Raw genomic sequence first — 21,554 nt, 5'->3', positions numbered from 1 at the left:
CGACGCCTCGATCGCCCGCTCGTTACAAAAGAAAACCGCCGGGCACGCAGTGCACCGGCGGTTTGATAGTCGGACGAACGGCGAAAATCTTACAGCTTGCCGTAGCTGTGCAGGCCAGACAGGAACATGTTGACGCCGAGGAACGCGAACGTCGTGACCAGCAGGCCGGTGAGCGCCCACCACGCGGCCACCGCGCCGCGCAGGCCTTTCATCAGCCGCATGTGCAGCCACGCCGCATAGTTCAGCCACACGATCAGCGCCCAGGTTTCCTTCGGGTCCCAGCTCCAGTAGCCGCCCCACGCTTCGGCCGCCCACAGCGCGCCGAGAATCGTCGCGATCGTGAAAAACGCGAAACCGACCGCGATCGACTTGTACATCACGTCGTCGAGCACTTCCAGCGTCGGCAGGCGATCGGCGAGGACCCCGCGCTCTTTCATCAGGTACGCGACCGACACCATCGCCGACAGCGCGAAGCTGCCGTAGCCGATGAAGTTCGCCGGCACGTGGATCTTCATCCACCAGCTTTGCAGCGCCGGCACGAGCGGCTGGATCTGCTGCGCATCGCGCGCGACCGAGTACCACATCAGGAAGCCGACCGCCGCGCTGATGACCAGCAGCACGAACGCGCCGAGCGAACGCGTGCCGTAGTGGCCTTCGTAGTACAGATAAAGCAGCGCGGTGATCAGGCTGAACAGGACGAACACTTCATAGAGGTTCGACACGGGGATATGCCCGACGTCCGCCCCGATCAGGTAGGACTCGTACCAGCGCACCATCAGCCCCGTGAAGCCCATCAGCACGGCGACCCACGTGAGCTTCTGGCCGATCGCGGCGCCCGTTTCCGAGCGCGCGAGCAGGCCGATCCAGTAGAAGATCGTCGCGAGCACGAACAGCGCGCTCATCCACAGGATCGCGGACTGGCTCGACAGGAAGTACTTGAGGAAGAACGCCGAATCGGCGCGCGCGAGATCGCCCTGGTAGATCTGGATCGACAGCAGCGACAGCACGGCGATCGACGCCATCATCAGCCGCGCGGGCTTCCAGCGCCAGCCGAGCGCGACGAGCGCCGGCACGGTGCCGATCATCACCGCCTTGTCGTAGTAATCCATGTGCGCGTTGTAGTGCACGAGCGCATAGCCCGCGCCCGCCACCAGCGCCAGGGCGAACAGCCAGTCGAACAGCGACAGGCGCGCGAGGAACGGACGGTCGTCGAACAGCGGCGACGATGCCGACGCCGGAGCCGACGCCGTACGGGAAGAGGAAACTTGCGTGAGATCCATGATCTTACCGGGTGGAATTCTCGGAATCGGAACCGCCGCCGGCAGGCGGGCGGGCCGTCGATGCCGCACCGGCGGGCGCGGCGTCGCGAGGTGCGGCGCGCAAGGCGGCGCCGGCCGCATCGCGCGTCTGCACGAATTCTTTCTCGAAATCGAAGGTCTTGCGGGCCGTGGACATTGCCATCACCACATCGACGCCCGAACCGGCGTCCTTCAGCCAGAACCAGAGTCGCCGCTCGCGTACGTAGAACATCGAGAAGATGCCGGCGACCAGCAGCAGGCTGCCAAGATACACCAGATTCTTGCCGGGCGCGCGCGTCAACTGAAATACCGAAGCTTGCACCTGCTTGAACGAGTCGAGCTGCAAATAGACCGGCGATCCATACAGGAAGCTGTCGGATAGCGCGTTGATCGCGTTCTGCACGAAGCGGATCGTGTCGGTGCCCTGCTGCGCGGCCGGCTCGCCGGCACGCTCGCGCGCGATCTGCCACACCTCCCACATCGAGCCCTCGAGCATCCGCAGCAGCAGGCTCGCGGCCTTCTCCTGCTCGCCCTTCGGCACCGAGCGGTCGATGAACGTCGCCACCGCCTGGAAGCCGCCGACCGGCTGGCCGTCCGCCCCGCGGCCGACGCTGTCGTCGCTCGCCGCAAAAAGGGTCAGCACCTTCGATGCGCTGTCCTGCAGACGGCCGCGCAGCGACGCATCGCCCGGCAGCGAACGCTGCGCGAAGCGCGCGGCGGCTTCGGTGCGCACGGCCGGATCCTCGAGCGCGGCGCGCAGGCGCATCCATTCGCCGATCGAGTCCTGGCTGTCGGCCGGGATCCGCATGTAGCGGAACGGATCGTTCGGGCTCGCGCGCACGCCGGCGAGGAACACGCGCTCGCCGTTCATGTCGACGGGCAGCATGTAGTTGTTGAATTCGCGCGCCTGGCCGTCCTTGCCGCGGATCTTGTACTGCACCGACGGGCCGATGTTGTGAAGCTGCGTCGGCTTCGACGTCTTCGCGCCCGAGCCGAGCCGCTCGTCGAACACTTCCTTCAGCGAGCTGGTCGTCGCGACGCCGCGCACGTCCGGCTTGCCGTTCGCGTCGGCCATGTTCTCGACGTTGATCGCGCGGAAGTCGGAGAACTCGATCGTCTCGCCGTCGGCGCCGGGGACCTGCAGCGGCGCCGAACTGCCGATCGTGCCCTTCACGGGGACGGTCGCCGCACGGCTGCCCGTCATCGGATAGGCCGTCATCTGCATCTGCGAGCCGCCATCCTGGAAGCTCGACTGGTAGATCGACACGCCCTTGTACGTAAACGGCTTGTTGACCTCGACCCGCGCCGGGATCTTCCGGCCGGTCTCGCGATCGATCACGACGATGTCGCTCGCGAACAGCTTCGGCATGCCCGTCGTGTAGTAATCGACGATGAACTTGTCGAGCTGGATCGAGAACGGCAGATCCTGGATCAGCGAGCCGCTCGGCTGGTTCAGGATCGCGGTCGACACGAACTGGCCCTCCGGCACCCACGCATAGCCGCGGAACGTCGGGTTCGACGCGGACAGCCGATGGTCGGACGAGATCTCGCTGATCGTCGCGCTCGTGTTGACCGGGCTCTTGCCGAACATCAGCATCTGGAATTTGATCGGCAGGTTGCTGTCGAGCAGGCCGCCGATACAGATCACGACGATCGCGAGGTGCGCGGAGATGTAGCCCCATTTGGTCATCGCGCCGCGCTTCGCGGAAATCAGCGTCGCGCCGTCGGTTTCACGCACGACGTGCTTGTAGCCGGCCTTCGCGACGAACGTGGCGAGCGTCGCCGCGACGCTCGCGCGCGTGCCGGACGCCGTGTACTCGGCCTTGTGGTGGAATGCGCGCAGGCTGCCTTCGCGGACCTTGTCCTTCCAGCTCTTCGCGTCGGCGAGCATCTTCGGCGCGTTGCGGATCACGCACAGCGAGATCGACACGACGAGGAAGATCAGGATCAGCATGAACCACCACGCGCTGTACACGTTGTACAGGCCGAGCGAGCGGAAGATGTCCGCCCAGAACGGCCCGAACTGGTTCACGTAGTTCGGATACGGATCGTCCTGGGTCAGGACCGTGCCGATGATGCTCGCGATCGACAACACCACCAGCAGCGCGATCGCGAAGCGCATCGAGCTCAGCAGCTCGACCGCGCGTTTCGACGCGCCGTGACTCGACTTCGACTGCAACCCCGACGTGGTAACGCTCATTCAAACTCCGACTAAGGGGACACGGCCCCCACGCTTACTATGTTCGCTTCGGGGGCGCAGCCCCGATCGCCTGCCAGCCCTTCCATTCCGGCTCGGCCCGGCGAGTGCCGACAAAAAAGAAGGGCGAGGCCACCGCAACGACGCGGCGCCCCACCCTTTTCTTGTTCTGACTCCGGCCGCCCTTCGGGCGCCCGGTCATTCCATTCGCGGCGGACCGCTCAACGCAGGCCCGCGATGTAATCCGCGACGGCCTTGATCTCGGTATCCGACAGCCGCGACGCGATCTGATGCATCGCCTCGTTGTTGTTGCGCGCGCCGGCACCCTGCTGGAACGCGGTCAACTGCGCGACCGTGTAATCGGCCCATTGCCCCGACAGACGCGGGTACTGGACCGGGATCCCCTGCCCCGTCGGCCCGTGGCAGCTCGCGCAGGCGGGGACACCCTTTTCCGCGATGCCGCCGCGATAGATCTTCTGGCCGATCGGCACGGTCGCCGCATCACGCGCAGTACCGAGCTTCGTCGTCTGCGACCCGTAGTACGCGGCGACATTGCGCATGTCGTCCGCGCTCAACGCGCTCGCGAATCCGACCATCACCGCGTTGTTACGCGCCGGCCCCTTCGCGCCCGGCTGCGTCTTGAAGTCGTTCAACTGCTTGACCAGATATTCGGGATGCTGGCCGGCAAGCTTCGGGAAACTGCCCGACGCGCTGTTGCCGTCGGCGCCGTGACACGACGCGCAAACCTGCCCGGCAATCGCCTTGCCGCGGTCCAGATCCGGTTTGGCCGCATCTGCCGCGTTTGCCTCCGCTACGAAACCTACGAACCCTGCTGCAACCTGAAGCACCATCAGAGACTTGCACAGTCGATTCATTCGCACACCCTGTTTCGTCTTGTGGGAATTTGAGGTTCTGCAAAAAACGACGGCGTTCAGTCTACCGCAGAAGCCACATAAAAGCGCGAGGCAGGCGCCCGGTGGCCTTCGGTAAAACCGCCGTATTGTACAATATCGTGCTGAAAGCTCCCGCGCCTATCGGGGCTACCCCGCCTCCACCAAGCGGCTCGCGCCGCCCGTCCTTCCGGTTCCCATGGCCTTTCTGCTCCATCAAGCCCGCTTCTACACGACCGTCAACCATCTGCGCGACCTGCCGCCGACGGTCCAGCCGGAAATCGCGTTCGCGGGCCGCTCGAATGCCGGCAAGTCGACGGCGATCAACGTGCTGTGCAACCAGAAGCGGCTGGCCTTCGCGTCGAAGACGCCCGGCCGCACGCAGCATATCAACTACTTCTCCGTCGGCCCGGCCGCCGAGCCCGTCGCGAATCTCGTCGACCTGCCCGGCTACGGCTATGCAGAAGTGCCCGGCGCCGCGAAGGCGCACTGGGAGATGCTGCTGTCGTCCTATCTCGCGACGCGCTCGCAGCTCTGCGGTCTGATCCTGATGATGGATTCGCGCCGCCCGCTCACCGAGCTCGATCGCCGGATGATCGAGTGGTTCGCACCGACCGGCAAGCCGATCCACACGCTGCTGACGAAGTGCGACAAATTGACGCGCCAGGAAAGCATCAACGCGCTGCGCAACACGCAAAAGGGGCTCGACGCGTATCGCGACCAGGGCGTGAAGGGCAAGCTGACGGTCCAGCTGTTCTCGGCGCTGAAGCGCACGGGGCTCGACGAGGCTCATGAACTGATCGAGAGCTGGCTGCGGCCGTCCGTCGCCGACGAAAAAGGCGAGCCTGTAGCACAATGAGCGGGCAACGCGCGGCTGGGATCGGCTGCGCGCACCTGACGGCACCTGCGGATTCGGCCGGCTCATAAAAAAACCCGCCGTTGAACGGCGGGTCAAACAGCCTAATCGAAAAACGACAGGCACCCGCTCAGGGAGGAGAAGCGGGGAGCTGCACGCAACGCGCGCCGCTCGATCGCTATCATATACCAACGATCTCGAAAATGACCTAAGGGTTCCGTAAGGTTCTTCTTGCCCTGATTTCTGCCAAATCGCCATGAGCTTCCATCCGCTTCATCGTCCGCGCCGGATGCGCCGCGACGACTTCTCCCGCCGCCTGATGCGCGAAAACCGCCTGACCACCGACGACCTGATCTACCCGGTGTTCGTCGTCGAAGGCACCAACGAACGCCAGCCCATCCCGTCGATGCCCGGCGTCGAACGCGTGTCGGTCGATCTGCTGATGCACGTCGCCGAGCAATGCGTCGAACTCGGCGTGCCCGTGCTGTCGCTGTTCCCGGCCATCGAGCCGTCGCTGAAGACGCCGGACGGCCGCGAGGCGGCCAATCCGGAAGGCCTGATCCCGCGTGCGGTGCGCGAGCTGAAGAAGCACTTCCCCGAACTCGGCGTGCTGACCGACGTCGCGCTCGATCCGTACACGAGCCACGGCCAGGACGGTGTGCTCGACGAGAACGCCTACGTGATCAACGACGACACGATCGAGATTCTGGTCGACCAGGCACGCGCGCAGGCGGAAGCCGGCGTCGACATCGTCGCGCCGTCGGACATGATGGACGGCCGCATCGGTGCGATCCGCGAGATGCTGGAAAGCGACGGCCATATCCATACGCGGATCATGGCCTATTCGGCGAAGTTCGCGTCGGCGTTCTACGGCCCGTTCCGCGACGCGGTCGGTTCGGCCTCCAATCTGGGCAAGGGCAACAAGATGACCTACCAGATGGATCCGGCGAACAGCGACGAAGCGCTGCGCGAAGTGCGCCTCGACATCGACGAAGGCGCCGACATGGTGATGGTCAAGCCCGGCATGCCGTATCTCGACATCGTGCGCCGCGTAAAGGACGAGTTCCGCTTCCCGACCTACGTGTACCAGGTGAGCGGCGAGTACGCGATGCTGAAGGCGGCCGCGATGAACGGGTGGCTCGATCACGACAAGGTCGTGCTCGAATCGCTGCTCGCGTTCAAGCGCGCGGGCGCCGACGGCGTGCTCACGTACTTCGCGCTCGATGCCGCGCGTCTGCTGAAAGCGCAACGCTGATCGCGCACCGGCACGCACCTGCAAAAAACGGCGGAACACCTTGGTGTTCCGCCGGTTTTTGTTTACCGTCGATCGCGGTTGTCAGCCGCCCCGATTCTTCTCTTCCGCGGTTCGCCTCCGGCGGGCCATCGTCATACCGTCGGAACGGCTGCCCGGTCGAGGCTGCGCAAGAAGGTGTCGGCCGCCTGATAGCCGACCACGCGGCCGATCTCGTTGCCGTTGCGATCGAAGAAGATGATGCCCGGCGGCCCGAACAGGTTGAAGCGCTTGAGGAGCGCCTGATCGTCCGCGTTGTTCGCGGTGACGTCCGCGCGCACGAGGTGAAGCCGCGCGAGCCGCGCCTGCACGCGCGCGTCGGTGAACGTCAGATGTTCCATCTCCTTGCAGCTCACGCACCAGTCGGCGTAGAAGTCGAGCATCACGGGCTGGCCCGATGTCTTGAGCAGCGCATCGAGTTCGCCAATGGAGCGCACCGGCGCGAACGCTGGGCCATCCTGCGCGGCAGCCACGCCGGCCGTCGCCGCGCCGCCGGACGCCACCGTACGCGCCGCCAGCACGGCCAGCGGCTTGACGGGATCGGTCGAGCCCGCGGCCAGGCCGACGAGCAGCGTCGCGGCCCAGATCGCGAGCGCGGCCCCCAAGCCGCGGCCCAGGCGGCGCCAGATCGACGCAGCGCCGGCATTCGGCGTGAACAGTCCGAGCGCCGCGGCCGCGATCAGCAGCCACAACGCCGCGAGCACCATCTTCAGCCCGCCCGCCAACACCGGCCATACGATCCACAGCGCGGCCGCGAGCAGCACGATGCCGAAGAACACCTTCACGCCGTCCATCCACGCGCCCGCGCGCGGCAGCACCGTGCCGGCCCCGACGCCGACGACCAGCAGCGGCACGCCGAGCCCCAGCCCCATCGCAAATAGCGCGGCACCGCCGAGCAACGCATTGCCCGTGTGCGCGATGAACGCGAGCACGGCGAACAGCGGCGCCGTCATGCACGCGCCGACAACCAGCGCCGACAACGCACCCATCGCCGCGACCGCGACGAAGTGGCCGCCCTGGCGCGCGCTCGATGCGTCGGCCGCGCCGTTCTGCCAGCGCGCCGGCAGTGCGATGTCCCGGCCCGAGATCAGCGACACCGCGAACGCGGTCAGCAGCACGCCGAATGCGCCGAGCACCCACGGGTTCTGCAACCACGCGCCGAGGCTCTGACCGACCAGCGCGGCGGCGATGCCGAGTACCGTGTAGACCAGCGCCATGCCGAGCACGTAGGTCAGCGACAGCGCGAAGCCGCGTGCGTGCGTCGCGCGCGTGCCCTGACCGATGATGATCGCGGACACGATCGGAATCATCGGGTACGAACACGGCAGCAGGCTCAGCACGACACCCGCGACGAAGTAGAGCGCGACGATCGTGAAGAAGCCGTGGCCTTCGAGCAGCGACTGCGCGAAATCGGCGCTCGTGACCTTGTCGAACCAGCTACCCGCGGCAGCCGTGTCACCGGACGACGATGCGGCGCCGAGCGCGGCGCCGTCGACCTTCACCACGTGCTCGGCCGGCGGATAGCAGATCCCTTCGTCCGCGCACCCTTGCGACGTCACCGCGAGTTCGAACGGCCCGGCCGCCTGCTTCACCGGCACGTGAACGACGACTTCGTCACGATAGGTCTCGACGTCCTTCTGGAACGTCTGGTCGAACTTCACGTGGCCAGCCGGGTACTGCGGCTCGCCGAGCGTCGCCTGGCCGCTCTTCACCGCGAACGCGAAGCGCTCGCGGTACATGTAGTAGCCGTTGGCGATCTTGAAGCGGACGTCGACCTGTCCCGGCGATTCGCTCGCGCTGAACTTGAACGCAACCGACGGATCGAGGAAATCGTCGGCCGCGCGCGCGGCGGACAGGCCGCCCAGCACGAGCACGAACGACAACAGGACCGCAAGAAACCGCAGCGCGCGCACGCGCACCGAAAGCGCCATACCGTTAAACATGAAATTGACGTTGAGTTTCGCTGGTCACCCATTGGCCATACGCGGCCGATACCGTCGTCTGCCACGAGACGATTTCGGGCGTCTCGTACGGGTGATGCGCGAGAATAAATCGCTCCAGTTCGAGCGCCCGGATGGGGCTCGTCTTGAACAGCAACTGGATCTCGTCGGCCGTTTCGACCTTGCCCTGCCAGTGATAGCGCGACTTGATCGTGCCGAGCTCCGACACGCACGCCGCAAGCCGCGCGTCGAGCGCGCCGTCGGCGAGCGCCGCGGCCGTCGCCGCATCGGGGACCGTCGTCAGCATCAGCACCACTATCATCCGCGCTCTCCTCGCTGGTCTGCCGGCGCCGGTTACCCGTTCAGGAACCGCGCCGGTTGCCCGTATCGTAGCGCAGCCCGCGCGACGCTGCCGGCACCGGCCTGCGACAATCGATCGCAGCCGGCATCTCAAAAACAAAAAGGGCCAAGCAATTGCTCGGCCCCTTTCAGATACTGCTGCGTACCGGAAGCTTACTCAGCTTCTTGCACGTTTTCCGTTTCGTCGACTTCCGGACGGTCGAGCAGTTCGACCAGTGCCATCGGTGCGTTGTCGCCCACGCGGAAGCCGAACTTCAGCACGCGCAGGTAGCCGCCCGGGCGGTTCGCGAAACGCGGGCCGAGGACGTCGAACAGCTTCGCGACCGAGTCACGATCGCGCAGGCGGTTGAACGCCAGGCGACGGTTTGCCAGCGACGGCTTCTTGCCGAGCGTGATCAGCGGCTCGACGACTTTACGGAGTTCCTTCGCCTTCGGCAGCGTCGTCTTGATGACTTCGTGCTCGATCAGCGAGTTGGACATGTTACGGAGCATAGCCAGACGGTGGCTGCTCGTGCGGTTCAGTTTCCGCAGACCATGACGATGGCGCATTTCAGTTTCCTTGATTCAAAGTTTTGATCCAGCTCTTCTATCGCACCTCGGAGGGTGCACGGGCCGGTAACGAAAAAAAGCAAGATGCGGATTTTAAAGGAAAATCCGCATCTTTGCCAACTACAGCTATAGCAGGGCTACAACCGGGCTTACTTGTCGAGACCAGCCGGCGGCCAGTTCTCGAGCTTCATGCCCAGCGTGAGACCGCGCGAAGCGAGCACTTCCTTGATCTCGTTGAGCGACTTGCGACCGAGGTTCGGCGTCTTCAGCAGCTCGTTTTCCGTGCGCTGGATCAGATCGCCGATGTAGTAGATGTTCTCGGCCTTCAGGCAGTTCGCCGAACGAACCGTCAGCTCGAGATCGTCCACCGGACGCAGCAGGATCGGATCGATCTGCGGTGCACGCGACGGCGCTTCGGCAGCCGTTTCCGTGCCTTCCAGCGCCGCGAACACGGACAACTGGTCGACCAGGATGCGGGCCGACTGGCGGATCGCTTCTTCCGGCGTGATCACGCCGCTCGTCTCGATGTTCATCACGAGCTTGTCGAGGTCGGTACGCTGCTCGACACGTGCGCTCTCGACAGCGTAGCTCACGCGGCGAACCGGCGAGAACGATGCGTCGAGGACGATGCGGCCGATAATCTTGGCCGTGTCTTCGCCGTAGCGACGGACGTTGCCGGGCACATAGCCGCGACCCTTTTCGATCTTGATCTGAACGTCGAGCTTGCCACCCTTCGACAGGTGCGCAATCACGTGATTCGGATTGATGACTTCGCAATCGTGAGCCAGCTCGATATCGCCGGCCGTCACGACGCCTTCGCCTTCCTTGCGCAGCGTAACCGTCACTTCGTCACGGTTATGCAGCTTGAACACCACGCCCTTCAGGTTCAGCAGCAGGTTGACGACGTCTTCCTGCACGCCATCCAGCGTCGAGTACTCGTGCACCACGCCCGCGATCGTGACTTCGGTCGGCGCGTAGCCCACCATCGACGACAGCAGCACGCGGCGAAGCGCATTGCCCAAGGTGTGGCCGTAACCGCGTTCAAACGGTTCCATGACCACCCTCGCGTGGTTCTCGCCCAGCGATTCCACGGCGATGATCTTGGGTTTCAGCAAACTGGTTTGCATGGGCTTTCCTTTTCAATACCCTCGGCTCGTTACACCGATAAGGCTGACCGGTAACAACCAGAAAATAAACAGCCGAGGCCCCTCCTTGCGCAACGCAATCGGGGTACCTCGGCCGTCAATCGGATTAACGCGAATACAATTCGACGATCAGGCTTTCGTTGATGTCGCCTGCGATTTCAGCGCGTTCCGGCATTTGCTTGAACGTGCCTTCGAACTTCTTCGCATCGACTGCAACCCAGCTCGGCATGCCGCCTTGCTCGGCCAGCGACAGCGCTTCGACGATACGCGCCTGCTTCTTCGCCTTTTCGCGGATCGCGATGACGTCGCCCGCCTTCACTTGCTGCGACGGGACGTTTGCGACGACGCCGTTCACGGTGATCGACTTGTGGCTCACCAGCTGACGCGCTTCAGCGCGGGTCGAGCCGAAACCCATGCGATACACGACGTTGTCGAGGCGCGATTCGAGCAGTTGCAGCAGGTTTTCACCCGTGTTGCCCTTGCGGCGATCGGCTTCAGCGAAGTAACGACGGAACTGACGTTCCAGCACGCCGTAGATACGCTTGACCTTCTGCTTTTCGCGCAGCTGCGTACCGTAGTCGGACGTACGTGCGCCCGAGGTACGGCCGTGCTGACCCGGCTTGCTGTCGAGCTTGCACTTGTCGGCGAGCGAGCGGCGCGCGCTCTTCAGGAACAGGTCGGTGCCTTCACGGCGGGACAGCTTGGCTTTGGGGCCGATATAACGTGCCACTTTGCATTCCTTTATCAATCAGTCACGCGGATCGGAATCCGCGCTAGTCCGCTCCCTTTGGGGCGAACGGTGGGCTTAGTCAATCAAAAAAGCAACGCCCGTCGACGCTGAGCGGCGACAGGCAATGCGCTAGCACGAGCGTGCCAGCACATCCTTAGATACGACGACGCTTCGGCGGGCGGCAGCCGTTGTGCGGAATCGGGGTGACGTCCGAAATCGCGGTGATCTTGATGCCGAGGCCGTGCAGTGCGCGCACTGCCGACTCGCGACCCGGGCCCGGGCCCTTGATCCGCACTTCCAGATTCTTCACGCCGTATTCCATCGCGACGCGGCCAGCCGACTCGGCTGCGACCTGAGCAGCGAACGGCGTCGATTTGCGCGAGCCCTTGAAGCCCTGACCGCCCGACGTCGCCCATGCCAGAGCGTTGCCTTGGCGATCGGTGATCGTGATGATCGTGTTGTTGAACGACGCGTGAACGTGAACCACGCCTTCAGCGACGTTCTTCTTAACCTTCTTGCGAACGCGTTGCGCCGCGGTGTTCGAAGCCTTAGCCATTACGTTTTCCTGTAACTGTCAGTTCCGCTTACTTCTTCAGCGCTTGCGCTGCACGACGCGGACCCTTGCGGGTACGTGCGTTCGTACGCGTACGCTGACCGCGCATCGGCAGGCCCTTGCGATGACGGACGCCGCGGTAGCAACCGAGGTCCATCAGGCGCTTGATGTTCATCGTCACTTCACGGCGCAGATCGCCTTCAACGACAAACTTGCCTACTTCTTCACGCAGCTTTTCCAGGTCTGCGTCGGTCAGATCCTTGACCTTCTTCGAAAAATCGACGCCAGCTGCCACGCAGATGCTGCGCGAACGGGTGCGGCCGATACCGAAGATAGCCGTCAGGCCGATCTCGGTATGCTGGTGATTCGGGATGTTAACCCCTGCGATACGAGCCATTGTTTTTCCTCAAACAAAAAGCGCAAACAAACGCGCGGTCAGCCTTGGCGCTGCTTGTGGCGCGGATCCGAGCTGCAGATCACGCGAACGACGCCTTTGCGCTTGATGATCTTGCAATTGCGGCAAATGCGCTTAACCGATGCCATCACTTTCATGATAATACCCTTTTTTCAAATCACTTCGCCCGGAACACGATCCGCGCACGAGACAGATCGTAAGGCGTCAATTCAACCGTCACCTTGTCGCCCGGCAGGATGCGGATGTAGTGCATCCGCATCTTCCCGGAAATATGCCCCAACACGACATGGCCGTTTTCCAGCTTCACGCGGAAGGTCGCATTCGGGAGGTTTTCAATCACCTCACCCTGCATCTGGATTACATCGTCTTTGGCCATAGTCCTTTCAACGCATCGGGATGTTGCCGCCCTTGAAGTTTGCCTTCTTGAGCAGCGACTCATACTGTTGCGACATAACGTACGACTGCACCTGCGCCATAAAGTCCATCGTGACGACGACAATGATCAGCAGCGACGTTCCACCAAAATAAAACGGCACGTTCCAGCGCAGCACCAGGAATTCCGGCAGCAGACACACGAAGACGATGTAGATCGCACCGGCCAGCGTCAGACGCGTGAGGATGCGGTCGATATATCGCGCGGTCTGATCGCCCGGACGGATGCCCGGAACAAACGCGCCGCTCTTCTTCAGGTTGTCCGCGGTCTCCCTGCTGTTGAACACCAGTGCGGTGTAGAAGAAGCAGAAAAACACGATCGCCAGCGTGTACAGCAGCACATAGACCGGCTGGCCCGGCTTCAGCGCTTCCGCAACGTTATGCAACGTATTGGAAATCCAGCTTCCCGTCGGCTGACCGGTACTGAACCAGCCGAGAATCGTTGCCGGGAACAGAATGATCGACGATGCGAAGATCGGCGGAATCACGCCCGACATGTTCAGCTTCAGCGGCAGATGCGACGACTGCCCACCGTAGATCTTGTTGCCGACCTGGCGCTTCGCGTAGTTCACGAGGATCTTGCGCTGACCGCGTTCGATGAACACGACCAGGTAAGTCACCGCGGCGATCAGAACGACGATGATGATCGCCGAAATGATGCTCATCGAACCCGTACGCACCAGTTCGAACAACCCACCCACGGCATTCGGGAACCCTGCTGCGATCCCGCCGAAGATGATGATCGAGATACCGTTGCCCAGACCACGCTCGGTAATCTGCTCGCCGAGCCACATCAGGAACATCGTGCCCGTTACCAGCGTCACGACCGTCGTCAGACGGAACAGCATGCCGGGATCGGTGACGAGGCCCGGCTGATTTTCCAGCGCAGCCGCGATACCGAACGCCTGGAAGGTCGCGAGCACCACGGTGAAATACCGCGTGTACTGCGTGATCTTCCGTTGCCCTGCCTGCCCTTCCTTCTTCAGCGCCTCGAGCTGCGGCGAAACGATCGCCAGCAACTGCATGATGATCGACGCCGAGATGTACGGCATGATCCCCAGCGCAAAGATCGTGAAGCGGGAAAGTGCGCCACCCGAGAACATGTTGAACATGCCCAGGATGCCGCCCGCCTGGCTCTGGAACAGCTTGGCCAGTTGATCCGGATCGATTCCCGGCACGGGAATGTGCGCGCCGATGCGATAGACGATCAGCGCCAGGAGCAGGAACATCGCTCGCCGGCGCAGATCGCCGAATTTCGCCGTGCTTCGACCGGGTTTTGCAAGACTCGGGCTGTTAGCCAAGTACCTTCTCCGATGAATGCAAGTGACGACGCGCTACGCGTGTCACTCGGCGAACGAACCGCCAGCCGCTTCGATCGCAGCGCGCGCACCCTTGGTGGCACCGAGACCCTTCACGACGATCTTGCGCTTCAGTTCGCCCGTCGCGATGATCTTTGCGCTCTTCGTCAGCTCGCCGACCAGGCCGGCTTGCTTCAGTGCGAGCAGATCGATCTCGTCGACCGGCAGCTTCTCGAGGTCGCCCAGGCGCACTTCACCGACGAATTCCTTCGTCAGCGACGTGAAGCCGCGCTTCGGCAGACGACGTTGCAGCGGCATCTGACCGCCTTCGAAACCGACTTTGTGGAAGCCGCCCGAACGCGATTTCTGACCCTTGTGACCACGGCCAGCCGTCTTGCCGAGGCCCGAACCGATGCCACGACCGACGCGACGCTTGGCGTGCTTGGCGCCAGCGGCCGGCTTCAGGTTATTCAATTCCATATCAACTCCTTGATCCGTAGGGCCGCTTACGCGATGACCTTAACGAGGTACGAGACCTTGTTGATCATGCCGCGGACCGCCGGCGTGTCCTGCAGCTCGCTAACCGAGTTGAGTCGGCGCAGGCCCAGGCCACGCACGGTCGCGCGGTGCGATTCGCGGGTCCCGATCAGGCTCTTGACGAGCTGAACCTTGACAGTTTTTTCAGACATGGTGACCACCCGGGCTTAGCCCAAAATTTCTTCGACGGACTTGCCGCGCTTCGCCGCGATGTCTGCCGGGGTCGACTGCTTGCGCAGGCCGTCCAGCGTGGCGCGAACGAGGTTGTACGGGTTCGTCGAACCGTGGCTCTTCGCCACGACGTTCTGAACGCCCATCACGTCGAACACTGCGCGCATCGGGCCGCCGGCGATCACGCCCGTACCTGCCTTCGCCGGAGCGAGGAGGACGGCCGATGCGCCGTGCTTGCCGTGCACTTCGTGTTGCAGCGTGCCGTTCTTGAGCGGCACCTTGAACATGTTGCGGCGAGCTTGTTCCATTGCCTTCTGGACAGCGACCGGCACTTCCTTCGCCTTGCCCTTGCCCATACCGATGCGGCCATCGCCGTCGCCGACCACGGTCAGTGCGGCGAAGCCGAGAATACGGCCACCCTTCACGACCTTGGTCACGCGGTTGACCGAAATCATCTTTTCGCGAAGGCCGTCGTCGCGCTCGTCAGCCTGAACTTTCGCTTGCATCTTTGCCATGACGAATTCCTTCCTTAGAACTTGAGCCCAGCTTCGCGAGCTGCCTCAGCCAGCGCCTTGACGCGGCCGTGGTAGCGGAAGCCCGAGCGGTCGAAGGCGACGGATTCGATGCCGGCAGCCTTTGCCTTCTCGGCAATACGCTTGCCGATCAGCGTCGCGGCATTCACGTTGCCGCCCTTGCCCGACTTGTCGGCCAGTTCAGCGCGCACTTCAGCTTCGAGCGTCGACGCGCTGGCGAGCACCTTGGTGCCGCAGGGCGAGAACACTTGAGCGTAGATGTGCGTGTTCGTGCGATGCACGGCGAGACGCGCGACCTGCAGCTCAGCGATCTTGATACGCGTCTGGCGAGCGCGGCGCAGGCGAGATTGAGTCTTATCCATGATTGCGCACCCTTACTTCTTCTTCGTTTCTTTGAGGATCACAACCTCGTCGGCATAACGCACGCCCTTGCCCTTGTAGGGCTCCGGCGGACGGTAACCGCGGACTTCCGCAGCCACTTGACCGACTTGTTGCTTGTTGATCCCCTTGATCACGATTTCGGTTTGCGTCGGGGTTTCAGCCTTGACGCCTTCCGGCATCTGGTGCACCACCGGGTGCGAGAAACCCAGCGACAGGTTCAGCTTGTCGCCTTGCGCTTGCGCACGGTAACCGACGCCAACCAGCGTCAGCTTGCGCTCGAAACCCTTGGTCACGCCGTGCACGGCATTCGCGATGATCGCGCGCATCGTGCCCGACAGTGCATTTGCTTCGCGGCTTTCGTCGACCGGCGACAGATTCAGCGTGCCGTCGTTGTTCGCCACGTTCACGAGCGGATTGATCGCTTGCGTGATGGTGCCCAGCGGGCCCTTGACGGTGATCGCACCGTCGGCCAGCTTGACTTCCGCGCCTTGCAGCGCGATCGGGCTCTTACCTACTCGAGACATGTTTCTCTCTCCTCGGCTTTAAGCGACGTAGCAGATGACTTCGCCGCCGACGCCGGTAGCGCGCGCCTTGCGGTCGGTCATCACGCCCTTCGGCGTCGACACGATTGCCACACCGAGGCCGTTCATGACCTGCGGAATGTCGTTACGGCCGCGGTACACGCGCAGACCAGGTTTCGACACGCGCTCGAGGCGTTCGATGACCGGGCGACCTGCGTAGTACTTCAGCGCGATATTCAGTTCGGACTTCGCACCTTCCGCCTTCACGGCGAAATCGTCGATATAACCTTCGTCCTTCAGGACTTGCGCGATTGCAACCTTGACCTTCGACGAGGGCATCGCGACCGATACCTTCTCGACCATCTGCGCGTTGCGGATGCGAGTCAGCATATCGGCGATAGGATCACTCATGCTCATTTACGTTTCTCCTATTACCAGCTCGCCTTGGTCAGGCCAGGAATCTCGCCACGGAATGCGATTTCACGAATCTTGTTACGCGCGAGGCCGAATTTACGGAACGTGCCACGCGGACGGCCCGTGATCGCGCAGCGGTTGCGCTGGCGGGTCGGGTTTGCGTTGCGGGGCAGTTGCTGCAGCTCCAGGCGTGCTTCGTAGCGCTCTTCTTCCGACTTGCTTTGGTCTTCGACGATCGCCTTCAGCGCTTCGCGCTTTGCTGCGAACTTCGCGACCAGGCGGGCGCGCTTCTTTTCACGTTCGATCAGTGCCAGTTTAGCCACGGTAACCTCAGTTTCTGAACGGGAACTTGAAGCTGGCGAGCAGAGCCTTTGCTTCGTCGTCGGTCTTCGCAGTCGTCGTGATGCTGATGTTCAGCCCACGCAGTGCGTCGATCTTGTCGTAATCGATTTCGGGGAAAATGATCTGCTCTTTCACACCGATGTTGTAGTTGCCACGGCCATCGAAAGCACGACCCGACACACCGCGGAAGTCACGCACGCGGGGCAGGGCAACCGTCACGAAACGGTCGAGGAATTCGTACATCGCGCGGCCACGCAGCGTCACCATCGCGCCGATCGGGTAACCCTGGCGGATCTTGAAGCCAGCGATTGCCTTGCGGGCCTTCGTGACGACCGGCTTCTGGCCGGCGATCTTCGTGAGGTCGCCAACGGCGTTCTCGATGATCTTCTTGTCAGCGATCGCTTCGCCAAGACCCATGTTCAGCGTGATCTTGGTGATGCGCGGCACTTCCATGACCGACTTGTAACCGAACTTCTCGATCAGGCCGGGCACAACCTTTTCTTTGTAAAACTCTTGAAAACGAGCCATTTTTTACTCCGCTGCGTCAGGCGCTCAGTACGGCACCGGTCGTCTTCAGGAAGCGAACCTTCTTGCCTTCCTCGACCTTGATGCCAACACGCGACGCCTTGCCATTCGCGTCGACCAGTGCGACGTTCGAAATATGCAGGGGCATCGTCTTCGCTTCCACGCCGCCCGTCGTACCCTTCATCGGGTTCGGCTTCACATGCTTCTTGACGAGGTTGATACCTTCAACCGTCACATGTTCAGCACCGACAGCCAGCACGACGCCGCGCTTGCCCTTGTCCTTGCCAGTGACGACGATGACTTCGTCACCTTTGCGAATCTTGTTCATCGCGACTCCTTACAGCACTTCCGGCGCCAGCGAAACGATCTTCATGAATCGTTCGCTACGCAGCTCACGCGTCACCGGCCCGAAGATACGGGTGCCGATCGGCTCGAGCTTGTTATTCAAAAGCACAGCGGCGTTGCCGTCGAACTTGATCAGCGAGCCGTCTTGACGGCGCACGCCCTTGGCGGTGCGGACCACCACGGCGTTGTAAATTTCGCCTTTCTTCACGCGCCCGCGCGGCGTTGCCTCTTTGACGCTCACCTTGATGATGTCGCCAATGCCGGCATAACGACGCTTCGAGCCGCCGAGCACCTTGATGCACAGGACTTCACGTGCACCCGTGTTGTCGGCTACTTCGAGCCGAGATTCGGTCTGGATCATGGTTTGTCTTTCCCAACTTAATCCGGATGCACCACCATGATGCATTCGGTCAGTCTTGGTCCCGTCAGCCAATCGGCTGCTTGGGTTGGAACAGCAGCGACGGCAAACGAAACCCGCCATCGCAATTCGGTGAATCTTTCGGACAGGCAGGCGCCAGTCCGCTTCCCCCACCAACTTCGCCCGCGACGGGGCTCCCATAAAGAGGGAAGACCGGGATTATAACAAATAATCCCGGTCACGCAAGCAAAAACTTTGCGATTTCAAGCACTTCTTGGCGAAGTGCCCGTTACTGCCTACTGCGCTGCCCGCTTAAATGACACGAGCGGCTTCGACGAGGCGCGACACCGTCCAGGCCTTCGTCTTCGAAACAGGACGCGTTTCCTGGATTTCGACGAGATCGCCTTCGTTGTAGGTGTTCGCTTCATCGTGCGCGTGGTACTTCTTCGAACGCACGACATACTTGCCGTAGATCGGGTGCTTGACGCGGTGCTCGATCAGCACGGTGACGGTCTTGTCCATCTTGTTGCTGACGACCCGACCGACCAGCGTCCGCTTCAGCGAGGTTTTCACGCTATCGTTCATTTCTGGTTCGCCTTCTGAGTCATGACGGTCCGCACACGTGCGATGTCGCGACGAACCTTCTTCAGCTGGCTCGTGTTCGTGAGCTGCTGGGTCGCGAGTTGCATGCGCAGGCCGAATTGCGCCTTCAGCAGGTCCGCCAGCTCCTTGTTGAGCGCGGCCTGGTCTTTCTGGAGAAGTTCGGAAGCCTTCATGTTTTCTCCTTAGGCGCCGAGCTGGCGCACGATGAATGCCGTCTTCAGCGGCAGCTTGGCTGCAGCCAGACGGAACGCTTCGCGTGCCAGTTCTTCGGTTACGCCGTCCATTTCATAGAGCATCTTGCCCGGCTGAATCTCGGCGACGTAGTACTCCGGGTTACCCTTACCGTTACCCATACGCACTTCGGCCGGCTTCTGCGAAATCGGCTTGTCCGGGAAGATCCGGATCCAGATGCGGCCGCCACGCTTGATGTGACGCGTCATTGCACGACGCGCCGCTTCAATCTGACGTGCGGTCAAACGACCGCGACCGATCGCCTTCAGGCCGAATTCACCGAACGACACTGCGTTGCCGCGCGTCGCCTTGCCGGTGTTACGACCCTTCTGCTCTTTACGATACTTTCTGCGTTTCGGTTGCAGCATCGTTATTCTCCAGTCTTGCCGTCTTCGGGCTTGCCGGCGCCACGGCGCGGTGCGCCACGACGAGCACCCGGAGCGCCGCCTTCGCCGTCACGGCGCGGACGACGGTCGCCCGGACGCGCATTGCGACGCGGACGCTTGTCTTCGGCTACTTCTTCCACCACCGGTGCGTCGTTGCGGCCGAGCGTATCGCCCTTGTAGACCCACACCTTGACGCCGATGATCCCGTAAGTCGTCTTCGCTTCCGAAGTCGCGTAGTCGATATCAGCACGCAGCGTGTGAAGCGGCACGCGACCTTCGCGATACCACTCCGTACGAGCGATTTCGATACCGTTCAGACGGCCTGCGCTCATGATCTTGATGCCTTGGGCACCCAGACGCATCGCGTTCTGCATCGCACGCTTCATCGCGCGACGGAACATGATCCGGCGCTCGAGCTGTTGCGTGATCGAGTCAGCGATCAGCTGAGCATCGGTTTCCGGCTTGCGGATTTCTTCGATGTTGACGTGAACCGGCACGCCCATGCGGCGTTGCAGTTCCGTCTTCAGCTGTTCGATATCCTCGCCCTTCTTGCCGATGACCACGCCCGGACGCGAGCTGTAAATCGTGATGCGCGCGTTCTTCGCCGGACGCTCGATGACGACCCGACCGACCGAAGCGTTCTTCAGCTTCTTCTTCAGGTATTCACGAACACCGATGTCTTCCTGCAGCATCGCCGCGAAATTGTTGTTGTTCGCGTACCAACGCGAAGCCCAATTGCGGCTGACAGCCAGGCGGAAGCCAGTCGGATGAATTTTCTGTCCCATCGTATGGCTCCTTAATTCCCGACCGTCACAGTGATGTGACAGGATTGCTTCTCGATGCGGTTACCGCGGCCCTTGGCGCGCGCGGTGAAACGCTTGAGCGATGCAGCCTTGTCGACGTAGATGCTCTTGATCTTGAGCTCGTCGATATCAGCGCCTTCGTTGTGCTCCGCATTCGCGATTGCCGACAGCACAACCTTCTTCACGATGCCAGCCGCCTTCTTCGGCGAGAACGTCAGAACGTTCAGCGCCTTGTCGACCGGCAAACCGCGGATCTGGTCAGCCACAAGGCGCGTTTTCTGCGCCGAGATGCGGGCACCGCGATGAATTGCTTTCACTTCCATCTTGATTGCCCCTTATTTCTTGGCCTTCTTGTCGGCTGCGTGACCCTTGAACGTACGGGTCAGTGCGAACTCGCCAAGCTTGTGGCCGACCATGTTTTCCGAGATGTACACCGGAACGTGTTGACGGCCGTTGTGAACAGCGATCGTCAGGCCGATGAAATCCGGCAGAATCGTCGAGCGACGCGACCAGGTCTTGATCGGCTTTTTGTCGCGCGAAGCTGCAGCCGCCTCAACTTTCTTCAGCAAATGGGCGTCGCAGAACGGACCTTTTTTTACAGAACGTGCCATTGCCTACTCCTTAACGCTTGTGACGGCGCTGGACGATCATCGTCGTCGTGCGCTTGTTGCTGCGGGTGCGGTAACCCTTAGCCGGCGTACCCCACGGGCTCACCGGGTCGCGACCTGCAGCCGTCTTGCCCTCACCACCACCGTGCGGGTGATCAACCGGGTTCATCGCAACGCCACGCACCGTCGGGCGGATACCGCGCCAGCGGTTCGCGCCAGCCTTGCCGATCTGGCGCAGGCTATGCTCTTCGTTGCCGACTTCACCGATCGTTGCACGGCACTCGATGTGCACGCGGCGGATTTCGCCCGAACGCAGACGAACCTGCGCGTAGACGCCTTCACGTGCCAGCAGCATGGCCGACGTGCCAGCCGAACGCGCCATTTGCGCGCCCTTGCCCGGCAGCATCTCGATGCAGTGGATCGTCGTACCGACCGGAATGTTGCGGATCGGCAGCGTGTTGCCTGCACGGATCGGCGCTTCCGAACCCGACATCAGCTGTTGGCCGACGGTCAGGCCCTTCGGGGCGATGATGTAGCGACGTTCGCCGTCTGCGTAGAGCACCAGCGCGATGTTCGCGCTACGGTTCGGGTCGTACTCGAGACGCTCGACCTTTGCCGGGATGCCATCCTTCGTGCGACGGAAATCGACGATACGGTAGTGCTGCTTGTGACCACCACCCTTGTGACGCGTGGTGATACGACCGTTGTTGTTACGGCCGGCGGTCGAGCTCTGCGAGTCGAGCAGTGCCGCGTACGGCTTGCCCTGGTGCAGGTTCTTGTTGACCACCTTGACCATCGCGCGGCGACCCGGCGATGTCGGCTTAACTTTCACGATTGCCATG

The 21,554-nt window shown here is 62.4% G+C and carries 32 protein-coding genes; 2 read left to right on the top strand and 30 right to left on the bottom strand.

Features of this window, described 5'->3' with window-relative positions; genetic code table 11:
• Positions 1-89: 89 nt before the first annotated feature.
• From ccsB to LGM42_RS26855, 3 genes are all read right to left on the bottom strand, one after another.
• Positions 90-1,280, bottom strand: a complete 1,191-nt coding sequence (gene ccsB, locus LGM42_RS26865; protein WP_060315550.1) for a c-type cytochrome biogenesis protein CcsB — start codon at positions 1,278-1,280, stop codon at positions 90-92.
• 4 nt (positions 1,281-1,284) lie between these two features.
• On the bottom strand, positions 1,285-3,498 hold the full coding sequence (locus LGM42_RS26860) for a cytochrome c biogenesis protein ResB (RefSeq protein WP_226233758.1): 2,214 nt from the start codon (positions 3,496-3,498) through the stop codon (positions 1,285-1,287).
• Positions 3,499-3,716: 218 nt separating this feature from the next.
• Entirely contained in the window at positions 3,717-4,370 is a 654-nt protein-coding gene (locus LGM42_RS26855; protein ID WP_059640224.1) for a c-type cytochrome, read from the bottom strand.
• 214 nt (positions 4,371-4,584) lie between these two features.
• On the opposite strand from LGM42_RS26855, the gene yihA reads away from it, so the two are divergent.
• Together yihA and hemB are read left to right on the top strand one after the other, a co-directional pair.
• Positions 4,585-5,244 (top strand): ribosome biogenesis GTP-binding protein YihA/YsxC, encoded by a 660-nt coding sequence (yihA, locus tag LGM42_RS26850; protein WP_059640226.1) that lies wholly within the window; start codon positions 4,585-4,587, stop codon positions 5,242-5,244.
• 253 nt (positions 5,245-5,497) lie between these two features.
• On the top strand, positions 5,498-6,496 hold the full coding sequence (gene hemB, locus LGM42_RS26845) for a porphobilinogen synthase (RefSeq protein WP_050013164.1): 999 nt from the start codon (positions 5,498-5,500) through the stop codon (positions 6,494-6,496).
• 131 nt (positions 6,497-6,627) lie between these two features.
• Here hemB and dsbD read toward each other — a convergent pair whose 3' ends face one another.
• From dsbD to rplB, 27 genes are all read right to left on the bottom strand, one after another.
• A complete protein-coding gene (gene dsbD / locus LGM42_RS26840; protein ID WP_226233757.1) occupies positions 6,628-8,475 on the bottom strand; it encodes a protein-disulfide reductase DsbD in 1,848 nt (615 codons plus the stop codon).
• Positions 8,468-8,794, bottom strand: a complete 327-nt coding sequence (gene cutA / locus LGM42_RS26835) for a divalent-cation tolerance protein CutA (protein WP_226233756.1) — start codon at positions 8,792-8,794, stop codon at positions 8,468-8,470. The genes dsbD and cutA overlap by 8 nt, the downstream gene beginning before the upstream one ends.
• A 191-nt stretch (positions 8,795-8,985) precedes the next feature.
• Positions 8,986-9,381, bottom strand: a complete 396-nt coding sequence (rplQ, locus tag LGM42_RS26830) for a 50S ribosomal protein L17 (protein WP_006477175.1) — start codon at positions 9,379-9,381, stop codon at positions 8,986-8,988.
• A gap of 149 nt (positions 9,382-9,530) precedes the next feature.
• Positions 9,531-10,508: a DNA-directed RNA polymerase subunit alpha gene (locus LGM42_RS26825; RefSeq protein ID WP_006477176.1), complete on the bottom strand. Its 978-nt coding sequence runs from the start codon at positions 10,506-10,508 to the stop codon at positions 9,531-9,533.
• A 124-nt stretch (positions 10,509-10,632) separates the two neighbouring features.
• Positions 10,633-11,256 carry a 30S ribosomal protein S4 gene (rpsD, locus tag LGM42_RS26820; protein WP_059577365.1) on the bottom strand — a complete coding sequence of 208 codons (624 nt, stop codon included), beginning with the start codon at positions 11,254-11,256 and terminating at the stop codon, positions 10,633-10,635.
• 154 nt (positions 11,257-11,410) lie between these two features.
• A complete protein-coding gene (gene rpsK, locus LGM42_RS26815) occupies positions 11,411-11,812 on the bottom strand; it encodes a 30S ribosomal protein S11 (RefSeq protein WP_004197937.1) in 402 nt (133 codons plus the stop codon).
• A 28-nt stretch (positions 11,813-11,840) separates the two neighbouring features.
• Positions 11,841-12,206, bottom strand: a complete 366-nt coding sequence (rpsM, locus tag LGM42_RS26810; RefSeq protein ID WP_006400641.1) for a 30S ribosomal protein S13 — start codon at positions 12,204-12,206, stop codon at positions 11,841-11,843.
• Positions 12,207-12,244: 38 nt separating this feature from the next.
• On the bottom strand, positions 12,245-12,361 hold the full coding sequence (gene rpmJ / locus LGM42_RS26805; protein ID WP_004199844.1) for a 50S ribosomal protein L36: 117 nt from the start codon (positions 12,359-12,361) through the stop codon (positions 12,245-12,247).
• Between the two features lie 20 nt (positions 12,362-12,381).
• Positions 12,382-12,600, bottom strand: a complete 219-nt coding sequence (infA, locus tag LGM42_RS26800) for a translation initiation factor IF-1 (RefSeq protein WP_004521905.1) — start codon at positions 12,598-12,600, stop codon at positions 12,382-12,384.
• Between the two features lie 7 nt (positions 12,601-12,607).
• Positions 12,608-13,957, bottom strand: a complete 1,350-nt coding sequence (secY, locus tag LGM42_RS26795; protein ID WP_006482915.1) for a preprotein translocase subunit SecY — start codon at positions 13,955-13,957, stop codon at positions 12,608-12,610.
• Between the two features lie 42 nt (positions 13,958-13,999).
• Entirely contained in the window at positions 14,000-14,434 is a 435-nt protein-coding gene (rplO, locus tag LGM42_RS26790; protein WP_006482880.1) for a 50S ribosomal protein L15, read from the bottom strand.
• 26 nt (positions 14,435-14,460) lie between these two features.
• Positions 14,461-14,643, bottom strand: a complete 183-nt coding sequence (rpmD, locus tag LGM42_RS26785) for a 50S ribosomal protein L30 (RefSeq protein WP_006400644.1) — start codon at positions 14,641-14,643, stop codon at positions 14,461-14,463.
• 15 nt (positions 14,644-14,658) lie between these two features.
• Positions 14,659-15,177, bottom strand: coding sequence for a 30S ribosomal protein S5 (gene rpsE, locus LGM42_RS26780; protein ID WP_006482895.1), 519 nt, complete (start codon positions 15,175-15,177; stop codon positions 14,659-14,661).
• Positions 15,178-15,191: 14 nt separating this feature from the next.
• Positions 15,192-15,557, bottom strand: coding sequence for a 50S ribosomal protein L18 (rplR, locus tag LGM42_RS26775; protein WP_006477183.1), 366 nt, complete (start codon positions 15,555-15,557; stop codon positions 15,192-15,194).
• 12 nt (positions 15,558-15,569) lie between these two features.
• Entirely contained in the window at positions 15,570-16,100 is a 531-nt protein-coding gene (gene rplF, locus LGM42_RS26770) for a 50S ribosomal protein L6 (RefSeq protein WP_006477184.1), read from the bottom strand.
• Positions 16,101-16,118: 18 nt separating this feature from the next.
• Entirely contained in the window at positions 16,119-16,514 is a 396-nt protein-coding gene (gene rpsH, locus LGM42_RS26765; RefSeq protein ID WP_006477185.1) for a 30S ribosomal protein S8, read from the bottom strand.
• Positions 16,515-16,528: 14 nt separating this feature from the next.
• Complete coding sequence (gene rpsN, locus LGM42_RS26760; protein ID WP_006482884.1) at positions 16,529-16,834, bottom strand: 30S ribosomal protein S14; 306 nt, start codon at positions 16,832-16,834, stop codon at positions 16,529-16,531.
• 7 nt (positions 16,835-16,841) lie between these two features.
• Positions 16,842-17,381, bottom strand: coding sequence for a 50S ribosomal protein L5 (gene rplE, locus LGM42_RS26755; protein ID WP_006482882.1), 540 nt, complete (start codon positions 17,379-17,381; stop codon positions 16,842-16,844).
• Between the two features lie 16 nt (positions 17,382-17,397).
• Complete coding sequence (rplX, locus tag LGM42_RS26750) at positions 17,398-17,706, bottom strand: 50S ribosomal protein L24 (protein ID WP_006477187.1); 309 nt, start codon at positions 17,704-17,706, stop codon at positions 17,398-17,400.
• Positions 17,707-17,715: 9 nt separating this feature from the next.
• Complete coding sequence (gene rplN / locus LGM42_RS26745; protein ID WP_006482918.1) at positions 17,716-18,084, bottom strand: 50S ribosomal protein L14; 369 nt, start codon at positions 18,082-18,084, stop codon at positions 17,716-17,718.
• 309 nt (positions 18,085-18,393) lie between these two features.
• A complete protein-coding gene (gene rpsQ, locus LGM42_RS26740) occupies positions 18,394-18,666 on the bottom strand; it encodes a 30S ribosomal protein S17 (RefSeq protein WP_006477189.1) in 273 nt (90 codons plus the stop codon).
• Entirely contained in the window at positions 18,663-18,857 is a 195-nt protein-coding gene (rpmC, locus tag LGM42_RS26735; RefSeq protein ID WP_006400652.1) for a 50S ribosomal protein L29, read from the bottom strand. The genes rpsQ and rpmC overlap by 4 nt, the downstream gene beginning before the upstream one ends.
• Positions 18,858-18,866: 9 nt before the next feature.
• Positions 18,867-19,283 (bottom strand): 50S ribosomal protein L16, encoded by a 417-nt coding sequence (gene rplP, locus LGM42_RS26730; RefSeq protein WP_006482873.1) that lies wholly within the window; start codon positions 19,281-19,283, stop codon positions 18,867-18,869.
• A gap of 2 nt (positions 19,284-19,285) precedes the next feature.
• Positions 19,286-20,086: a 30S ribosomal protein S3 gene (rpsC, locus tag LGM42_RS26725; protein WP_006482899.1), complete on the bottom strand. Its 801-nt coding sequence runs from the start codon at positions 20,084-20,086 to the stop codon at positions 19,286-19,288.
• A gap of 11 nt (positions 20,087-20,097) precedes the next feature.
• Positions 20,098-20,427, bottom strand: a complete 330-nt coding sequence (rplV, locus tag LGM42_RS26720) for a 50S ribosomal protein L22 (RefSeq protein ID WP_004199272.1) — start codon at positions 20,425-20,427, stop codon at positions 20,098-20,100.
• 12 nt (positions 20,428-20,439) lie between these two features.
• On the bottom strand, positions 20,440-20,715 hold the full coding sequence (rpsS, locus tag LGM42_RS26715) for a 30S ribosomal protein S19 (protein WP_004199273.1): 276 nt from the start codon (positions 20,713-20,715) through the stop codon (positions 20,440-20,442).
• A 10-nt stretch (positions 20,716-20,725) separates the two neighbouring features.
• Positions 20,726-21,553 carry a 50S ribosomal protein L2 gene (gene rplB / locus LGM42_RS26710; RefSeq protein ID WP_034209733.1) on the bottom strand — a complete coding sequence of 276 codons (828 nt, stop codon included), beginning with the start codon at positions 21,551-21,553 and terminating at the stop codon, positions 20,726-20,728.
• Position 21,554: the final 1 nt, after the last annotated feature.

This window comes from Burkholderia sp. AU39826, from assembly GCF_020419965.1.
Lineage (GTDB): Bacteria > Pseudomonadota > Gammaproteobacteria > Burkholderiales > Burkholderiaceae > Burkholderia > Burkholderia semiarida.
The sequence above is the reverse complement of the archived record's forward strand: the minus strand, read 5'-3'. Positions and strand labels throughout refer to the sequence as shown.